Genomic DNA, 16,381 nt, shown 5'->3' with positions numbered 1-16,381 from the left:
AATTTTTCGTAGGGTAAACCACTTTAGTAAAACAGTTTACTAAATATCGCAAAACTATGAAAACACTTACAAGAAGAAATATACCGCATTATTTCTCGCTTGTCAATGTCTTCACGCTCTCACGAATAATTAATTTTGTATCAAAAATCTTATTTGGAATTCGCCGTGTCGGAAACTCAATGGCGTCCACTAAAAACTTCGCTGCGGTAAACCCGATCTCAAAAGTCGGCTGCATGACCGTGGTAAGCGGTGGTGTGATGTATTCCGATAATTTCAAGGCATCAAAGCCGATCACCGAGTAGTCTTCTGGTACTTTTTTGCCCGCCTCATAAATCGCTTGATAACAGCCGATCGCCATGGCATCGTTGCCACAGAAGAACGCTGTGATCTCTTTATACTTCAATAATTCCTTCGTTGCTTCGTACCCGCCGGTAACCGTTAATTCAGCATTTTCTACATATCGGCCTTTAAAAGGGATCTGATGATCCTTTAAGGCATGGCGATAGCCATTGAACCGTTCCTCTAATTGATAGTAGCCGGTGATTTCTTTGAGCATCGCAATGTTGCGGTGACCATTTTTGATCAAATAGCTGACGGCTTGGTAGGCGCCTTCGTATTCTTTCACGATCAAACGACCATTGTCCCGCTGATTGATCCCACGATCAACTAAAATAATTGGTCGGTCATCAAAGAACCCGCTCTTCAAGGAATAATCCTCTGGCAGCAAATGCGGCGTCGCTAATAAGATGCCATCTACCGAACGATGAGACAGTTCATTCAAATATTGAACCTCTTTTTCTTGGCTGTGGCGCGAATTGCATAACACTAGCATGTAACCTAGTGGATTGAAATAACTTTCCGCCCCTTCAATGACTTTAGAGAAAAAGAAATCCGTCACATCAGGCACGATCATTCCGATCGTTTTTGAATGGCGGTTGATAAGATTCGAAGCAAAAAAATCCGGCTTATAGTGATATTTATTTACGATATCTAAGACCCGCTTTCGGGTTTCTTCACTAAAACGGCTGCCTTTATTGTTTAGGATCTGCGACACGGTCGTGACAGAGACGCCAGCCATTTCAGCAATCTGTTTAATCGTCAATTTCATCTGCTTCTCTCCTCTCTTGCCTAAAGTGTAGCAAATTTTTCTCAAAAAAAATAGCACACTTTCAACAAGTGTGCGACTTTCTTTTTCGTTGATCAAAAATGGCCCGATGATACAGACAGCTCTTTTAGCGGAGCTGCGATTGCTCCAAAGACTGATGACAACAGGCTTTTTGAGAAACCAACTGGTCCAGTTGCCGCTAACCAGTGCTTGTCTTGGCGATGCCTTTGATCTGTTGAGAATCAAAGAGCAGCTACGCTTCTTTTACGCTTTGAATGATGTAATAGCCTTTGTCTTTTTTGATGATTTCGGCATTGCCAAAGGTCTCTTGCATTTTCTTTTGAGCACTCGGCGCCCCTTGTTTCTTTTGGATCACGATCGTTAAAGTCCCGCCTGCTTTAAGCAAAGGAAACGCCCCCGTCAAAATCTCATGAACGACTTCTTTTCCTGCCCGAATCGGCGGATTGCTGAGGATCGCCGCATAAGCAGGTTGATTTAATTGGGCATAGATATTGGATTGATGGATATCTACCTGTTCAATGCCGTTACGCTGGGCATTGCCTTTTGCCAAATCCACTGCCCGCTGATTGATATCGATCATCTCGACAGGTCGTTGACTCGCATAAGCTAACGCTAAGCCAACAGGTCCATAGCCGCATCCAACGTCCAGCAGACTTCCTTCTGGCAGCTCCCCCCACTCAAACGCATCGATCAGCACCCGCGAGCCATAGTCCACCGTGTCACGGGAAAACACCCCGCTATCTGTCACAAAATGAAAGTTCTTTCCTCTTAATTCAAACGACCACTGCTCAAAATCATGGGCCGTATCAGGGTTTTCTGTATAGTAATGATTACTCATGGTTATGCTCCTTTCTTCTATTTCCTCTTCGCTTGTTTTTTCTACTGGTTTCTACTAGTTTTTCCTTGTTTCTTCTATTCGAACAAGTGAACATAGTGAAATCACCAGTAAAAAAGCCCTGCAAGATTTGTCTGCTGCTTCTTTCTAATCATACCGAAAAACAGTCAGAAGTAAACGCCCAGCAAAAAAAACAACGAAAAAACAGTTTTTTGTTGTTTCTGCAAAGGAAATCATGTCTTTTTTCCAAGTTCCGCAAGTTTCTATGGTAAAATACTTTCGAACAGTGGCCCGTCGCTTCTAACAGAAACCGATGATGCCGCAAAAAAGGAGCCTACTATGCAAGAAACCATGAATTTTTATCAAATTCCTCGTGAGCAATGGCAAGGGTTTTATACGAACGGCATGATGCCTTTCACTCAAGAAGAATTGGATAATATCAAAAGTTTGAACGACCGGATCTCGGTCCAAGATGTGGAAGATGTTTACGTGCCTTTGTGCCATCTGATCCATCTTTATATGAAAGAGTTTGAATCATTGACCCTCAGCAAGGGACTCTTTTTACACCGCTACGTCAAAATGCCGCCTTTTATCATCGGCATCGCTGGAAGTGTCGCCGTCGGCAAAAGCACCACCGCACGGCTCGTCCAAAATTTGTTGGCCCGTTTGTTTCCCCGTAGAACCGTCCAACTGATCACCACTGACGGCTTTTTGTACCCGAACGAAGTCTTGGAGGAACGCGGCAGCTTGAATCGCAAAGGATTTCCAGAAAGTTATGACATGGAAGCCTTGATCAACTTTTTGAATGCGGTCAAATCAGGAGAACCAGACATTCAGATCCCTGTCTACTCCCATGAAGTCTACAATATTATTCCTGATACGTATGAAACGATCAGTCAACCAGATATCTTGATCGTGGAAGGCATCAATACCCTACAACTGCCTGCAAACCAACAAATCTATATCAGTGACTTTTTTGATTTTTCAATTTTCGTGGATGCCCAACCAGCACTGATCGAAAAATGGTATTTGGAACGATTTGAATCATTACTAGACACGGCCTTTCAAGATCCCAGCAATTATTATTACCAATATGCGATCGGGGATCGCAAGGAAGCGATTAAAATGGCAAAAGAAGTATGGAAAAATGTGAATTTAAAGAATTTACACGAGTATATCTTGCCTACACGCAGCAGAGCCGATATAATTCTTCATAAAACAAAGCACCATTTGATCGATGAAGTGTTCTTGCGCAAGTATTGACCGCTTCATTTTTATGATTATGCTGTTGAAAAGGCCCAGCCTTTTTTCAATAAAAACTAAAAGAATTGAGGTAATTTATTGTGACAAACGTTGACACTTTGCCAAACGTCGAAAAAATTATCGTACTTGATTACGGTAGTCAGTACAACCAGCTGATTACACGCCGTATTCGTGAGTTCGGTGTTTTCTCAGAATTATTGAGCCACCGCATTACCGCTGAAGAAGTAAAAGCGATGAACCCAAAAGGGATCATCTTATCTGGCGGACCAAACAGCGTCTACGACGAGAACTCTTTCGGCATCGACGAGAAAATTTTTGAGTTAGGCATCCCAGTTTTAGGGATCTGTTACGGCATGCAGTTGATTACTTATAAATTAGGCGGAAAAGTTGAACCTGCCAAAAACCGTGAATACGGCAAAGCAGAATTGGAAGTCACTTCTGATGCAGCGGCCCTTTTCCAAAACACGCCCGCAACCCAAACCGTGTGGATGAGCCACGGAGACTTGGTCACTCAAGCACCTGCAGTCTTTGATGTCGTGGCAACGAGCAAAGATTGCCCGATCGCTTCTATCCAAGATGCCGAGCGCAAAATGTACGGTATCCAATTCCACGCAGAAGTTCGCCATTCAGAATACGGCAACGACTTATTGCGTCACTTTGCCATTGACGTTTGTCAATGTACGGGTGATTGGACAATGGACAACTTCATCGATATGGAAATCGCAAAAATCCGCGAACAAGTGGGCGACAAAAAAGTCTTGCTTGGTCTTTCAGGCGGGGTCGATTCTTCTGTCGTTGGTGTTCTTTTACAAAAAGCGATCGGCGATCAGCTGACTTGTATTTTTGTTGACCACGGCCTCTTGCGTAAAGGCGAAGCCGAGCAAGTAATGGAAAGCTTAGGCGGCAAATTCGGCTTGAACATCATCAAAGTTGATGCCAAAGAACGTTTCCTATCAAAACTTGCTGGGGTTTCTGATCCTGAAGAAAAACGCAAGATCATCGGAAATGAATTCGTGTACGTCTTCGATGATGAAGCAACCAAACTAGCTGGCGAAGAAGGCGTTTCTTTCCTTGCCCAAGGAACCCTTTATACCGACGTCATCGAATCAGGGACCGAGACTGCTCAAACCATCAAATCACACCACAATGTGGGTGGTTTACCTGAAGACATGCAATTCAAATTGATCGAACCATTGAACACCTTGTTCAAAGACGAAGTCCGTGAATTAGGGACTCAACTTGGCATGCCAGACAGCATCGTATGGCGCCAACCATTCCCTGGACCAGGTCTAGGCATTCGTGTCCTTGGCGAATTGACAGAAGAAAAACTAACGATCGTCCGCGACTCGGACGCAATCTTGCGGGAAGAAATCGCAAATGCCGGCTTAGACCGCGACATTTGGCAGTACTTCACCGTCTTACCAGGCATCCGCTCCGTCGGTGTCATGGGTGATGGCCGGACCTACGATTATACCGTCGGCATCCGTGCTGTCACTTCAATCGATGGCATGACCGCTGACTTTGCCCGCATCCCATGGGAAGTCCTACAAAAAATCAGCGTCCGCATCGTCAACGAAGTCGCACACGTCAATCGGATCGTGTACGATATTACAAGTAAACCACCTGCTACTGTGGAGTGGGAATAAGAAAAAAGAGCTTAGAACCCTTTATTTATAGGGTGTCTAGGCTCTTTTTCTCGAGGTTACTCAACCATTAGCTTTTACTCTTCTTTTGAGTTAGAATCAGAAAAATCATGTTTTATTTTTCTACATAATTTTAACCCCTTAACTTTTCTTTGTGTAAGTTCTAAAGAATCATAACTTTCTCTACATCCGAAATTATTATGCTCATATTTAGCAACTTCAATTAAGGCTAACTGAAAAGCTCCACATAATGTTTCATATAAATCATTTCCATCAGCATAAACAGACATGACTTGCATATTCAATTCTTTAAACTCATCTGGTATATCTTTGCCAAATCTTTCAATTTTTATAGATACTTGATTTTTCCGCATACAACAACCTCCTAATTATGTTCTAAAGATATTTTCTATTCAAAAAGATTTCTTTATCATCAACAGTCATCGACCATTTTTAAAATCTAATAAAATGCCATATAACTTAGCAATACTATCTGCACTTTGCAGTGAATACCTTCTAGGTGTAACCGTCAAATAAGACACGTCATGATTTCCTAAGAGATTTATCACTTCGACACCGAAAACTTTCATCTTTGATTTCCATATGAACAAATAGTCTAATTCATTCATGTAAAGATCAACGTTTTTTTCTTGCTCGTATGCGTCTGTATAATCTCCTAGCAAAATCACTTGTTTAATGCCTAATTCTTTAAATTTCTGCTCAACCATTGGCAAGATTATTTGTGCTGTTAAGTGTAAATCGCCCACTAAAAGTGTTCTCATTTTGAATCACTCTCCCTCTAACTCTAATATTTTAAACGCCTTTTGATATTTCTTAACTCTTTCAAAATCTTTTTCAGTTGGGGAAGTAATTCTTGAAAGATTCATATTATCTTTTAAATCTGCAAGTTTAACCATAGTGGCTAGTTTATTTTTCTTAATTTCTACAATATAGCCAAAATAGGGTTGATAACGTTCATGCGTCAAACCCTGTACTGCCGAAACAATCGTGTCTGAAAAACCTAACTCTTTCAGTTTTTCAATAGTAATATCCGTGTCTTCAACAGTATCATGAAGATAGGCAACAACCTTAGCATTTTTATCTGTTAGTGAATTTGCCACTCGTTGAACATGAAAAAAGTAAGGTTCACCACCTTTGTCAGTTTGACCAGCGTTAGCTTTTTTCGCTACCTCGATAGCCATATTTTTAAATTTATCATATTCTGTCATGTTGGCAATCCCGACTTTCTTTTAAAATTTTGGTCTGAATGTCATTGAGAAAATTTATTTCTTGCTGAGAATAATCTTTCTCAAATCCGACAATTGAAAAATGGGTGACATTCTTGAGTAAAGCTGAAACGACACAATCAAAAGAATGTGCATGGTCTCGCCGTACATCTCCGGCTATTAAGGTATTAAAACTATAATGTAACCCGTCCTCAATAAATTCCGATAAAACATAATACATATCGCCAAATTCAACACGATTACCTGTATCAACAGCCCAAACACCAGATTTAGAATCATATTTCGGTATTTTTTACCCTTTAAATTTGTCTGAATCAAAAACAGTATTTTCCATATTGATACACCTCGTCATTCTTTATGCTTCACATACTGATTGCCTGTAAGTTTCCGTTGCGCATTTTCCTTAGGCATTTCAATAGTATTCGTTAATTTTTTAGCGACTTCTTTGTTAGCGTTCTCATATAAATGTCCGTAAGTTCCCAAAGTTGTTTGAATATCTTCATGACCTAAGCGATTACGAACGACCAACGCATTTCTTCATAATGTTGTTATTTTCGCTTTAAGCTATCATATTTCTCAATAGTTGGTAGCTCATCATAAGTTCGACGTGTATTACTATCAATTAACCAATCTAATTGACGTGAACCATTTTCATTTTCAACAGAATAACTATAGAAAATAGGTTCATCATACTGATACACCTCAATATAGGTGGAAGTTTCAATAATTTTAGTATTATACGCACGAGTTTCTTTAGACATCACACACCTCTCAGCGCGCGCTCAAACGAGCAGATGTTGTTTTATATATCAAGTTAAGTGTCAGGCAAAAACCGCCCGACTGGCCCCCACAAAGTGAGTGAAAAGACTCGGACACTCCGTTTAGTCGCTGGGGCGACTACCTCCCTATTTCACTCACTTCGAGGGGGTTAATTTGTTGTTGAGGGAACTGACTACGGCTAGTAAACCAAACATTAAGCCAGTCACCTTTGTTATGGCTAGCCCTATACCTAGAGCTAAGAAAAAGTAGAAACGAAAATTATCAGCGTTCATTTTTTTCAATCCTTTCAATTTTTGATAATGCTTTGAGTATGCTTTTTCGGCGTATTCACGTTATAGGGTATCGAATTGTAAGTAGTATTCGATTTCTTTTAGAATAAGGCTTGCTTGTTCCACTTTTTCATAATAACACCCTCTATTCGATATCGTGGTACAACATGTAAACATTTATTTGAAATAAAATTCTAAATAGCGACTAAACTATTTAGAAAAATAACTTTCTAGTCGATTTGACTATAAAAGGCAAAAATAATTAATTTAATGATATAACTTAATCGCGGTAGACGTTTACTAGGCTCATCACTTTTAAAATGGTAACGATATTCCTCTAAGCCATCTAATACATTTTCATCTAAATAAAGTCGGGGCGTAACGGAAGATTTATCTTTATAATTTTCTTTTACAATTGTTCTATCCATGCGATTTTGAATTTTTTCCCAATCGTCATCAGTGAAATTTTGTTTTTTACAATATCTGTAAGCTTGTTCTATAACACTACCAGCTGATACTTTTAACACCACATTGAATGATATCCCATCCAGCAAATCACTGTAATGTTCTTGCATGTCTGTTTCTAGTTTATTAATCAAGCCATTTTTTAGTTCATTTTTTAGTTCTCGTTCTCTATGAATAATTAGTTTGTCTATCCAAATTTTAGCCTCATAAGCCAATCTGACTGCTTTATATACCCTTGCCATTTGTCATACTCCCTATTTACAATTTATCAGAGCTATCTGTTGTGATATTGCTAAGTAAAATCCATAATTGTTCGGCGTATTCTGATTTCGATAACAGTTCCGCTCTATTTTTAATTGCAGTAATCATTCCTGAAACAATGCTAACAGCATCTTTTTCATTCAGTGAACCGAAGTTTTCAGTTTCATCTTTTGGAGATTCTAAATAGTCCGTTTCAATAATAAAATGCTTTTCTATAAATTCGCTGTAATCTTCAAAATTTTTAAAATAGAAATTGTATAATCCTTGTTTTTTCAATCTGTTCCAATTATTCCTAATTTCACTCAAAAACCTTCCCATATAATCTTGTGTTCTAAATTCAAAATTATCTATAGAAATTGTTTTAGAACTCTTTCTTCCCATCTCTATAGGTATTATCCAAAAATTAGCTAAACTATGATACAGTTTATAAAACTCATAAAATATCTTTTGAGTATACTCATCAGCATCACTGTCAAATATCAATCTCATTCGTCCTTTTGAATCATTGGGCATATAGTATTGCTTATTTATTTTTTCCCCATCTATTGATAACTCTTTAATCAATTTCCCAGAAATTGTTTTAAAAGAGTTCATTGTATCACCAGCAAAAGAAACATTGGCAAAATCATTAATATAAATATTTCCTTTATCATCAGATTTTCCAAATACATTAAATTCGCCTTGTTGATTTTTGGGAATAGTATTTTTATAGATGATTTCGTAAAAAGCAATTGATACATCAGACATGTCGGGGTCTTCCACACCTCTATATACTTGAGCGCTTTTTATTGTGTCGCCTTCTTTTTGAATTGTATTGGTAAGTTTATCAACCACAATAGGTGTTAGCAGCATTTGTTTTAATTTTTCTTGTTTTTCAGATAACATTTTTTTTCCTCTCAAATTCTCAAATCAAATCTTTTGCGTTTGCACTTGCAAGTAAGAAAAACTGCACATCATCAATGAAATATTTGGCATCAAAATCATAAAAAACAAAGTTCTCTTTTTCCACAACCTTTTTATTCGCTTCGATTAAAGCATATTTTATACCCCTGCATAATTCTTTTAGTTCATCTCTACTTAAGTATTCATTTAATTGAAGCTTTCCCCAGTTATCAATTAATATTTTAAATTCTGGATCAATTAGAATTCTTAGGTCACTACTTTTAAAAACTCTATCTAGATTTTCTTTGAACAACATAAACCCCCACCTCTTTTGTTTATTTGAATTACTACAACTTACAATAACATAAATTCAATCATTTTCAAGCATTTCATTCAAAAAAATTTTATTACTGCAACCAATTTGCAACCAACACAAGAAGAACATTACAATTTCTATCACTCCCAAACGATACAAAACTGCATAAACTCAACAAATCAATCCTTATAAATCATCAAGCGCATGGAATGGGAATAGTATAAAAAGCTTTGGAGTTCCTATAAAAAGGCCTACCAAGGCTTTTTTGTGTCTGATATCAATTGGTTTTTTATATTTTTTCATAGTAGAAAATCATTCTGATAAATTTTTCTCATAAGTAGCAAAGACTCTATCTAATGCTATCTTTATTTTCACATCATTTTCTATATAGGAGTCTTCAATGTCTTTTTTACAGTATTTATATTCCACTTTCCTATCTGAATCGTGTGTTTTCACTATAAAGCTTTGCATAATTTTAACTGAGAGCTGTCTTCTTAAAAATACCAACAATTTTTCTGCTGTAATTTTACCTGAATAAATATTTTCTGTATCTAAACATATTCTTTCTTTAATAGCTCCATCAATATGAGAAACCGTTGGAGGATTCCTTAACAAAAATGCGTTAAATGAAGCTTCATCAACTACCAACACATTCTCTTGTTTCCCAGCTTCACCAAGAATAGTAGAGGTAAGTAATACCCGCTGGACTTTTTCTATTGATATTTCTTCACTCAATCCCAATTGCTTTAGAGTTATAGAAATATTCTCCTCAAAATAGTCAGCATTTTTATTTAATTGCCTCTTTTATTTTCTTATTAGTTTTAGCATGCTCTCTTACCGTATACGGTTGATTGAATGACTTACATTCAAATAAGAAGAGCGTTTTATCTAAAACAAATGCTAAATCAATCTCTCTTTCCAAGTCTTTTTCCTTTGTAATCTTAATATGTAATCGTTTAGCATCTATTTGACTACAAACTTGTAATAAGTGTTTGGTACGTTGTTCAAACATAGCTCCTTTGAACCCTAATGCAATGTCTTCCCTATTTTTTTGGGTCTCTTCTTCATCTCTTGAAAACATAGATAAAATGACAGACAGTGGTCGAATTTCTTTAGCTAACGTTGGTAACAGTATTAATTTATCTTGAATCTTTATTAATGGAGCATCTATTAAGTCTTTTGATTTGCCAGTAAAAATGAACTTTTCTAAAATCATTTTTGCTTCTTTTTTTGATATATTTTGAGAAAACTTAGACAATTTTTTGATCCAATCATACTTTGTTTTTACAACACATAAATTCTGAACAGAGTAAATATTTCTATTCTTCTTTTTATTGGAATATAGAATAGATTCATGTTGCAAAAAATAAATTCCCTCTATCCACTTTCTAATTTCAATGCCATGAACTTTTTTATCTAAGTTTTCTTGTCCAATATATCTTCGACAAAGTTCTTCTGATAAAAAAGTTGTTAGTTCTTCGTCGATTGCTCCATCAATCCTTCGTCTGTCTTTTTCTAATTTATAATTTAAAATGTCTAATTCAATGCTAGTCATAAATCTTTTATATCTAAAATTAGATACTAAAACAGCTCTATTAAAATCCTCATCTAAAAAATCGATAATTACTTTCTCATAAATTTCTTCAATTCGTATATCTGAATACTTCCAATACTCAAAAGCATCCATTAAATTATCTCTTTCTTGATATTTCGAATATACATTTATATTCCATAATAAATTTTTTTCTGAAAATATTCGATTAATTCCACATTGTTTTTCCAGAGAAATGTTATGAAGTAAATACTTTAAGATATTTCCTGAACTAAATACATAAGTATCATAAGTATCAACCCTCTGTTCAAGACTAATATCCAAATTATTTTGTTCTCTTAACAATCTCATTTGTCTCTCCAAAAAAATTATAAATATAGCCAAAATATGGTTGGGGTCGATAATAGATTCATCAAGCTCTTTGTTGATAGATTTATTAGATTCTACGAACAAATTTTGTAGCTGGTCAACTTGTTTTAAATGTCTATCTAAAACTTTATTCATTCCTGTATCTGTGTTTTTTTTTAGTAAATTATTGTATTTTTCTAAATATGGATTTGGTTTATAGGAACACAGATACTCATTAATTTCTAAGCCAAGTGATTTGATTTTAAGCAGAAAAAGATAAATATCTTCAGGCGCTTCTTTAAATAATTTTTCAATATATTTCTTTTTACTTAGTTTTTTCATTTCATCCATATAATCCAAATAGTCAAACTGTTGGTTTTTGGTGTAAAAGTCATTTCCCATTTCTATGCTCTCCTCGTAAATTTAAAATTTGTCTAACGATTTTTTAAAGTTGTCTTTAAAAGCAAAAAAAATTGAACAAGATATTCCTAACTTAATTTATTTCGTTATGGTGTGATTTCTCAGAGTAAAATAGATACATGAGAAGGAGCCAACGGGAATTTATCACTTCCTCCTGGAGGTTTATCTACCTCTATAAGTTTGTTATTCGAACCAATGTATTCGCTAACAATACGTTAAGTAACTTACCAGAATTAGCAACACTTTTTAGAAAATCTAACTTACAAGTGAAATAATTGGGGTCAGGAAATGGGCGTCCTATCAACGAGCTTATTTAGCTTTACTGCCATTTTCCTTGTGACTGTAGTGCCTATGCTAGGTGAATTTCAGAACTTTCTTTTGTATAATTTTTCCTCATCAATCTTTTAACATATCATCCTTTCCTCTTCCCATATTTCCGTTGCAGCTTCTTTGACATCTTTTTTTCTTTCTTTTTTACTAACGGATTTTTCGCCCGCTTTTCTGCGTAAAATACGTAATAGTCGTCAGCTTCTGTGACTTTCACGTAACCGAAAACGGAGCGAATCTTGTTCTCATACCATTTTCGGCGCTTGGTCACCATGTATAGCTTTCCGTTGAGTGCCAGTTGACGATAGGCTTTCTCGATAAATTCCTTTGGTACAGAAAAATCTACATGGTACGGCGGATTAGACAGAATAACATCAAACGTTTTGTCGCTGATTTCTTTAAATCCTTCACTTAAGACGATCTCTGGTGCTACGTCATTTCGTTGCGCATTTTTTGTAGTCAAGTCGATGGCATTTGCTGAAATGTCTGTCATTGTAACTGCTGCTTCAGGATACCTTTTTGCCAGATAAATTCCTACAAACCCATAACCGCATCCCAGATCCAAAATTCTATCCTGGTCATTGATAACTGCTGCTTTTAACATCGCTTTCGTTCCTACATCTAACCCTTTTGGGGAAAATACGCTTTCATTTGTTTCAAACTCTAATGATAGTTCATCATATCTGACTGCAAGCAAATCCTACCCACTCCTTTAGCTGTTTTATGAATTGCTTGGTGGCAGCTTTATCACTAATAGTAGATTATCACCGTAATCACCGTAAGACCCTTGTGAATTGGTCAATTAGTTACCAAGCCAAAGATCCTCATTTTTCTAGTCCACTGCCCAAACAAAAAATAGCTTTTCAATCATTATATAATAAAAATAATTAAAATATTTGATTTATAGGAGTAAATATAACGGTTTTTTGTTAAAATCAAATTATTTATGAGTATAAATAAGAAAATTATTTTATAAAAAAAGAGTGCGGAAAAATATTCCACACTCTTTTTCTATTTACATATTCTTATCTATCAGTTGTTACTGCTAATTCTAACCCAAAATACCAAACGCACTCAAAACGATCGACAAGATCAAGATGATCCAAATCACTCGAGTGGAATTTAGTTTCTTTTGGCCTAACATCCAGTAGGTCAGCAAGACGAGCAAGATAGGTACAAGGGATGGTAAGATGGCATCCAACGTGTCTTGGATCACCAATTCGACGCCATCTTTTTTATAGACAAAAGGAACAGTTGCTTTGACCACAGAGGGAATCAAGGCACCAATCACTGTAACCCCTAAAACGGTTGCGGCATTGGTGAAGGCCGATAATTTGTCTTTCAAGGTCGTCACTAATTTGACCCCTTGTTTGTAACCTAGAGGTAGCAACGCTGCCCGACCGAAAAGTAACGCGATGTTGGCGATGATCCAGATGACACAGCCAACGACGGAACCGTTTTGCGCCAATGTGCCAGCAACAGAGCCAAAGATCGTTCCCCAAATCACGTGGAACAAGGAGTCACCGACACCGGCCAAGGAACCCATCAAGGCCGTTTTCAAGGCGATGATCGTTTCTTTGGCTTTGTGTCCGTCTTGTTCTTCAATCGCGACATCGATTCCCATGATCAAGTTCCCAAAGATCGCATTGGTATTGAAAAATTGATTGTGGGTCCGCAGCATATCTTGCAGCTGGGTTTCATCGTGGCCATAGAATTTTTTCAAGACGGGCAGGATGCCGTAAAGGTAACCTGAACTCATCATTCGCTCATAGTTCCAGTTTAATTGGCTTGCCAAAATATAGCGCCAGCTAATGGTATTCAACTCTTTTTTTGTCAGTTTTTGATCACTCATCGCCATCATATCCTCCTTCAAAATCTCCAGCAGCTGCCGTTGCAACGGTGCCTTTTTCGCTATCTCGTTTAAAGACTAACATTGCTGCTACGAGCCCAATGATGGAAACGCCGAGCATTGGGACTTGCAGATACGCAGCTAAAAAGAAGCCTAATAACAAATAAGGAATGTAGTGCTTTGTTGGCAAGTAGCGCAATAAGATCGCTACCCCGACGACTGGCAAGACGCCACCAGCGGTTTTTAGTCCAGTCATCAGCCATTCTGGCGTGTTATCGGTAATCGTCGTAACGACTGCATCTCCATCTAAAAGCATCAATAAAATCGGAATCGCCCGTGACAATCCCCATAAGAAAGAACCCGATAAAACTAACCGTGGGATTCGTTTGACTTGCATGTTGTCGATGGCTCTATCGATTCGGTGTAGTAGAAATACGTTACAAAAACGAGCCACGACGTCCAGTTGCAGCATCAGTAAGGACACTGGAACTGCTAAGCCAATGCCGTATTCCGCGCCGTTTCCTGAGATCACGGCAAACGCCGTTCCCAGTACTGCGCCGGTAAAATAATCTGGGACGGATGCACCACCAAATGCGGCGATCCCTAAACGCATCAACTGCAAGGTACCGCCGACCATCAAACCGGTCTTCAAGTCCCCCATGATCATTCCAGAAATCATTCCGGCGATCGCTGGTTGGGTCAACGTATTGGAAATAAGTGAATCATTAATAGCAATAAAAGCATAAACAGTAATAAGAATGATTTGATACGCTGCTAAATGCATGAATTTTCCTCCTAATTGTATGAACGAGTCTTAACTGACTGGTTATCGATCGTTGTGTCGCCTCAGATAAATCGTGAAAAACACTCGTTTTTTGACAAATCTTCCGCTACATATTCTCCTCGATCGAAGCGCTGCCTGATTTATCCTCGTAATTTCTTCATAAAGTCGATCGATGGTTCATTGGGTACAAGCTGTGCCGTGACGGTGATGCCTTTTGCGGCGATCGCTTCAAAGATCGGCTCTTCTTCTGGCAGCACTTGAATGCTTTTGGTCACTTCCCGTGCGCCTTCTTTGTAGCTCATGTTGCCAACGTTGATCGCTTTGATCGGTCCATCTGCTTCAATATAACGCAAAACATCTTGGGGATTTTTGAAAAGTAAAAACAACCGTTGCTTGCCGTAACGACCAGCGCGAATATTCTTGGCTGCAGTTGCCACTGGAAGGACGGAAAGTCGCATCGAAGTTGGCGCTGCCATTCGTAAAGAAGATTTTTGTAATGGGTCTGCGGCGGCTTCATCATTAGCCACGATGATCCGTTGCGTGTTTAAACTGGTGGACCAGATACCGGCGACTTGTCCATGGATCAAGCGCTCATCGATCCGACTATTGACAATATTTTCTTGTCCAGCATACGCACTGTAATCCCCTAATTCCTCTTGCTTTTCTTCTAAAATTTCTTGTTCTGCCTGGTTCATCCCTGCTTTGACATCAACGATGTTTTCTTTGGCTAAGCAAAGCAGCTCGTTGATCGTCGCTCGTTGATTGACGACTGCCTCGATCACTACGGACAATGTCATTCCAGCGAAAATCGCCACTTTGTCATCCTCTAAATAATTCTTGACTGCAACGTTGCACGGGGTTCCTCCTAATAGATCCGCAATAATCAATGTTGAACCGTTAAGGGCTTTCATTTTCTCGTTCAATTCTTTTTCAAACTGCAGATTGTCACTATCTGGTCGCAATGAAACGGTGTGAACGTTTGCTTGTTGGCCTACGATCATCTCCAGACTGCTTTTGACCCCTTCTGCCATGCCGCCATGACTGATCAATACAATGTTTTCCACTAATTTCCCTCCTACTCCGTAGGTCGCCCCACTTAACATGTTATGTTCCTTGTAAGGATACTATACCACATGGCAAGCCATCCGTAAACCTAATATCTTAACATATTGAATTTTATTTTTTAGGCCTGTACAGACTGGAAAACAACATATTTTCTACAATAATTAAGTGGCAGGAAAGGATTTAACATGTTATGCTTGATGTATTCATATGGAATGGAGGGAAACCACTGTGTTGCCAAAGTATGAGCAGATCAAGCAAGATCTTTTACAAGAAATCAAAGACCATAAATTCATTCCCGGCGATAAGTTTTATTCAGAGGCGGATATCAAGCGAATGTATTCTGTTAGTTCGATCACGGCAGTCAAAGCGTTGAATGAATTGACGAGTGCTGGCTATCTGTATCGCATCCAAGGCAAAGGGACCTTTGTTTCAAAAGCAAAAGTATCTCAGAGTGTGAAGTTTTCCGACATCGAGCTGCATTCACTAGACCAAGAAAAGGTCAAGGTCCTTGCGGTGGAAGAAGGAAATGACCCCGAGATTTTGAAAGAATTAGGCTTGGCTGCCAGTGCTTCCTACTACCGAATCAAACGGGTCCGCTATTTTGGCGAAGTTCCTTTCTTGGTTCACATCACTCATTTGCCGAAGAAGCTGATGAAAGAACCGATCGCCAAAAACCTCAACCGGTATGCCAGTGTTTATGAGCGGGTCCGAAAAGACTTTGCGATCGACCTTTTCTCATTAGCTTCTGTTGAAACCAACGAAATCGTCTTTCCTGATGACGCTGAATTGTTGAACTTATTGCAACTGAGCTTCAGAGAGCCTGCGGTCAAACAAGTCAAGCACTCCTATTTGGCAGATGGAAGTGTCGCTGAATACATCGTCAGCTACAAGCATTGGAAATATTTCAAAACAAAAATAGAAGTAGAGCCCGCGTAAATTTGGGTCTCTA

At 38.2% G+C, this 16,381-nt stretch carries 18 protein-coding genes and 1 pseudogene; 3 read left to right on the top strand and 16 right to left on the bottom strand.

Features of this window, described 5'->3' with window-relative positions; translation table 11 throughout:
* Positions 1-88 precede the first annotated feature (88 nt).
* Complete coding sequence (locus Q1X33_RS05280) at positions 89-1,108, bottom strand: LacI family DNA-binding transcriptional regulator (RefSeq protein WP_005226832.1); 1,020 nt, start codon at positions 1,106-1,108, stop codon at positions 89-91.
* A gap of 250 nt (positions 1,109-1,358) precedes the next feature.
* Complete coding sequence (locus tag Q1X33_RS05275; RefSeq protein ID WP_005226831.1) at positions 1,359-1,964, bottom strand: class I SAM-dependent methyltransferase; 606 nt, start codon at positions 1,962-1,964, stop codon at positions 1,359-1,361.
* A gap of 336 nt (positions 1,965-2,300) precedes the next feature.
* Here Q1X33_RS05275 and coaA point away from each other — a divergent pair, with 336 nt between their 5' ends.
* Both coaA and guaA read left to right on the top strand, forming a co-directional pair.
* Positions 2,301-3,224 (top strand): type I pantothenate kinase, encoded by a 924-nt coding sequence (gene coaA / locus Q1X33_RS05270; RefSeq protein WP_005226828.1) that lies wholly within the window; start codon positions 2,301-2,303, stop codon positions 3,222-3,224.
* 80 nt (positions 3,225-3,304) lie between these two features.
* On the top strand, positions 3,305-4,870 hold the full coding sequence (guaA, locus tag Q1X33_RS05265) for a glutamine-hydrolyzing GMP synthase (protein WP_301969573.1): 1,566 nt from the start codon (positions 3,305-3,307) through the stop codon (positions 4,868-4,870).
* A gap of 74 nt (positions 4,871-4,944) precedes the next feature.
* Here the strand turns inward: guaA and Q1X33_RS05260 are convergent, their stop codons facing one another.
* From Q1X33_RS05260 to Q1X33_RS05195, 14 genes and pseudogenes are all read right to left on the bottom strand, one after another.
* The gene (locus tag Q1X33_RS05260) at positions 4,945-5,241 is read right to left on the bottom strand and encodes a hypothetical protein (RefSeq protein WP_005226821.1); all 297 of its coding nucleotides are present in this window, start codon (positions 5,239-5,241) and stop codon (positions 4,945-4,947) included.
* A 66-nt stretch (positions 5,242-5,307) separates the two neighbouring features.
* Positions 5,308-5,649, bottom strand: coding sequence for a metallophosphoesterase family protein (locus Q1X33_RS05255; RefSeq protein WP_005226819.1), 342 nt, complete (start codon positions 5,647-5,649; stop codon positions 5,308-5,310).
* A gap of 6 nt (positions 5,650-5,655) precedes the next feature.
* Positions 5,656-6,096, bottom strand: a complete 441-nt coding sequence (locus Q1X33_RS05250) for an HD domain-containing protein (protein WP_236596102.1) — start codon at positions 6,094-6,096, stop codon at positions 5,656-5,658.
* A gap of 366 nt (positions 6,097-6,462) precedes the next feature.
* Positions 6,463-6,648 (bottom strand): annotated as a pseudogene (locus Q1X33_RS05245) (site-specific integrase); the annotation flags it as partial.
* A 14-nt stretch (positions 6,649-6,662) separates the two neighbouring features.
* A complete protein-coding gene (locus tag Q1X33_RS05240; RefSeq protein ID WP_236596103.1) occupies positions 6,663-6,875 on the bottom strand; it encodes a hypothetical protein in 213 nt (70 codons plus the stop codon).
* A 518-nt stretch (positions 6,876-7,393) separates the two neighbouring features.
* Positions 7,394-7,870 (bottom strand): hypothetical protein, encoded by a 477-nt coding sequence (locus Q1X33_RS05235; RefSeq protein ID WP_060791603.1) that lies wholly within the window; start codon positions 7,868-7,870, stop codon positions 7,394-7,396.
* 16 nt (positions 7,871-7,886) lie between these two features.
* Entirely contained in the window at positions 7,887-8,774 is an 888-nt protein-coding gene (locus tag Q1X33_RS05230) for a hypothetical protein (protein WP_005226808.1), read from the bottom strand.
* A 19-nt stretch (positions 8,775-8,793) separates the two neighbouring features.
* Complete coding sequence (locus tag Q1X33_RS05225) at positions 8,794-9,087, bottom strand: hypothetical protein (RefSeq protein ID WP_005226807.1); 294 nt, start codon at positions 9,085-9,087, stop codon at positions 8,794-8,796.
* Between the two features lie 312 nt (positions 9,088-9,399).
* Complete coding sequence (locus Q1X33_RS05220) at positions 9,400-9,822, bottom strand: hypothetical protein (protein WP_301969572.1); 423 nt, start codon at positions 9,820-9,822, stop codon at positions 9,400-9,402.
* Between the two features lie 52 nt (positions 9,823-9,874).
* Entirely contained in the window at positions 9,875-11,389 is a 1,515-nt protein-coding gene (locus Q1X33_RS05215) for a hypothetical protein (RefSeq protein ID WP_301969571.1), read from the bottom strand.
* 430 nt (positions 11,390-11,819) lie between these two features.
* Positions 11,820-12,431, bottom strand: a complete 612-nt coding sequence (locus tag Q1X33_RS05210) for a class I SAM-dependent methyltransferase (protein WP_005226804.1) — start codon at positions 12,429-12,431, stop codon at positions 11,820-11,822.
* A 354-nt stretch (positions 12,432-12,785) separates the two neighbouring features.
* Positions 12,786-13,595, bottom strand: coding sequence for a PTS system mannose/fructose/sorbose family transporter subunit IID (locus Q1X33_RS05205; RefSeq protein ID WP_005226799.1), 810 nt, complete (start codon positions 13,593-13,595; stop codon positions 12,786-12,788).
* Positions 13,579-14,367: a PTS sugar transporter subunit IIC gene (locus tag Q1X33_RS05200; protein WP_301969570.1), complete on the bottom strand. Its 789-nt coding sequence runs from the start codon at positions 14,365-14,367 to the stop codon at positions 13,579-13,581. The genes Q1X33_RS05205 and Q1X33_RS05200 overlap by 17 nt, the downstream gene beginning before the upstream one ends.
* Before the next feature lie 140 nt (positions 14,368-14,507).
* Positions 14,508-15,470 (bottom strand): PTS mannose/fructose/sorbose transporter subunit IIAB, encoded by a 963-nt coding sequence (locus tag Q1X33_RS05195; protein WP_005226794.1) that lies wholly within the window; start codon positions 15,468-15,470, stop codon positions 14,508-14,510.
* 190 nt (positions 15,471-15,660) lie between these two features.
* Between Q1X33_RS05195 and Q1X33_RS05190 the strand changes: the two genes are divergently transcribed.
* Positions 15,661-16,368: a GntR family transcriptional regulator gene (locus Q1X33_RS05190; RefSeq protein ID WP_005226792.1), complete on the top strand. Its 708-nt coding sequence runs from the start codon at positions 15,661-15,663 to the stop codon at positions 16,366-16,368.
* Positions 16,369-16,381 lie beyond the last annotated feature (13 nt).

Origin of the sequence: Enterococcus sp. B2E4, from assembly GCF_030499455.1 — a bacterium.
GTDB lineage: Bacteria > Bacillota > Bacilli > Lactobacillales > Enterococcaceae > Enterococcus_D > Enterococcus_D casseliflavus.
Note: the sequence above shows the minus strand (reverse complement) of the source record. Positions and strands in the feature narration are given on the sequence as shown.

Bases quoted from the DNA above. Each gene is read 5' to 3' on its own strand.
- Q1X33_RS05260 (WP_005226821.1), bottom strand. From the start codon at position 5,241: ATGCGGAAAAATCAAGTATCTATAAAAATTGAAAGATTTGGCAAAGAT.
- Q1X33_RS05235 (WP_060791603.1), bottom strand. From the start codon at position 7,870: ATGGCAAGGGTATATAAAGCAGTCAGATTGGCTTATGAGGCTAAAATT.
- Q1X33_RS05215 (WP_301969571.1), bottom strand. From the start codon at position 11,389: ATGGGAAATGACTTTTACACCAAAAACCAACAGTTTGACTATTTGGAT.
- Q1X33_RS05240 (WP_236596103.1), bottom strand. From the start codon at position 6,875: ATGTCTAAAGAAACTCGTGCGTATAATACTAAAATTATTGAAACTTCC.
- coaA (WP_005226828.1), top strand. From the start codon at position 2,301: ATGCAAGAAACCATGAATTTTTATCAAATTCCTCGTGAGCAATGGCAA.
- Q1X33_RS05250 (WP_236596102.1), bottom strand. From the start codon at position 6,096: ATGACAGAATATGATAAATTTAAAAATATGGCTATCGAGGTAGCGAAA.
- Q1X33_RS05200 (WP_301969570.1), bottom strand. From the start codon at position 14,367: ATGCATTTAGCAGCGTATCAAATCATTCTTATTACTGTTTATGCTTTT.
- Q1X33_RS05205 (WP_005226799.1), bottom strand. From the start codon at position 13,595: ATGATGGCGATGAGTGATCAAAAACTGACAAAAAAAGAGTTGAATACC.
- Q1X33_RS05255 (WP_005226819.1), bottom strand. From the start codon at position 5,649: ATGAGAACACTTTTAGTGGGCGATTTACACTTAACAGCACAAATAATC.
- Q1X33_RS05280 (WP_005226832.1), bottom strand. From the start codon at position 1,108: ATGAAATTGACGATTAAACAGATTGCTGAAATGGCTGGCGTCTCTGTC.
- Q1X33_RS05225 (WP_005226807.1), bottom strand. From the start codon at position 9,087: ATGTTGTTCAAAGAAAATCTAGATAGAGTTTTTAAAAGTAGTGACCTA.
- Q1X33_RS05230 (WP_005226808.1), bottom strand. From the start codon at position 8,774: ATGTTATCTGAAAAACAAGAAAAATTAAAACAAATGCTGCTAACACCT.
- Q1X33_RS05195 (WP_005226794.1), bottom strand. From the start codon at position 15,470: ATGTTAAGTGGGGCGACCTACGGAGTAGGAGGGAAATTAGTGGAAAAC.
- Q1X33_RS05275 (WP_005226831.1), bottom strand. From the start codon at position 1,964: ATGAGTAATCATTACTATACAGAAAACCCTGATACGGCCCATGATTTT.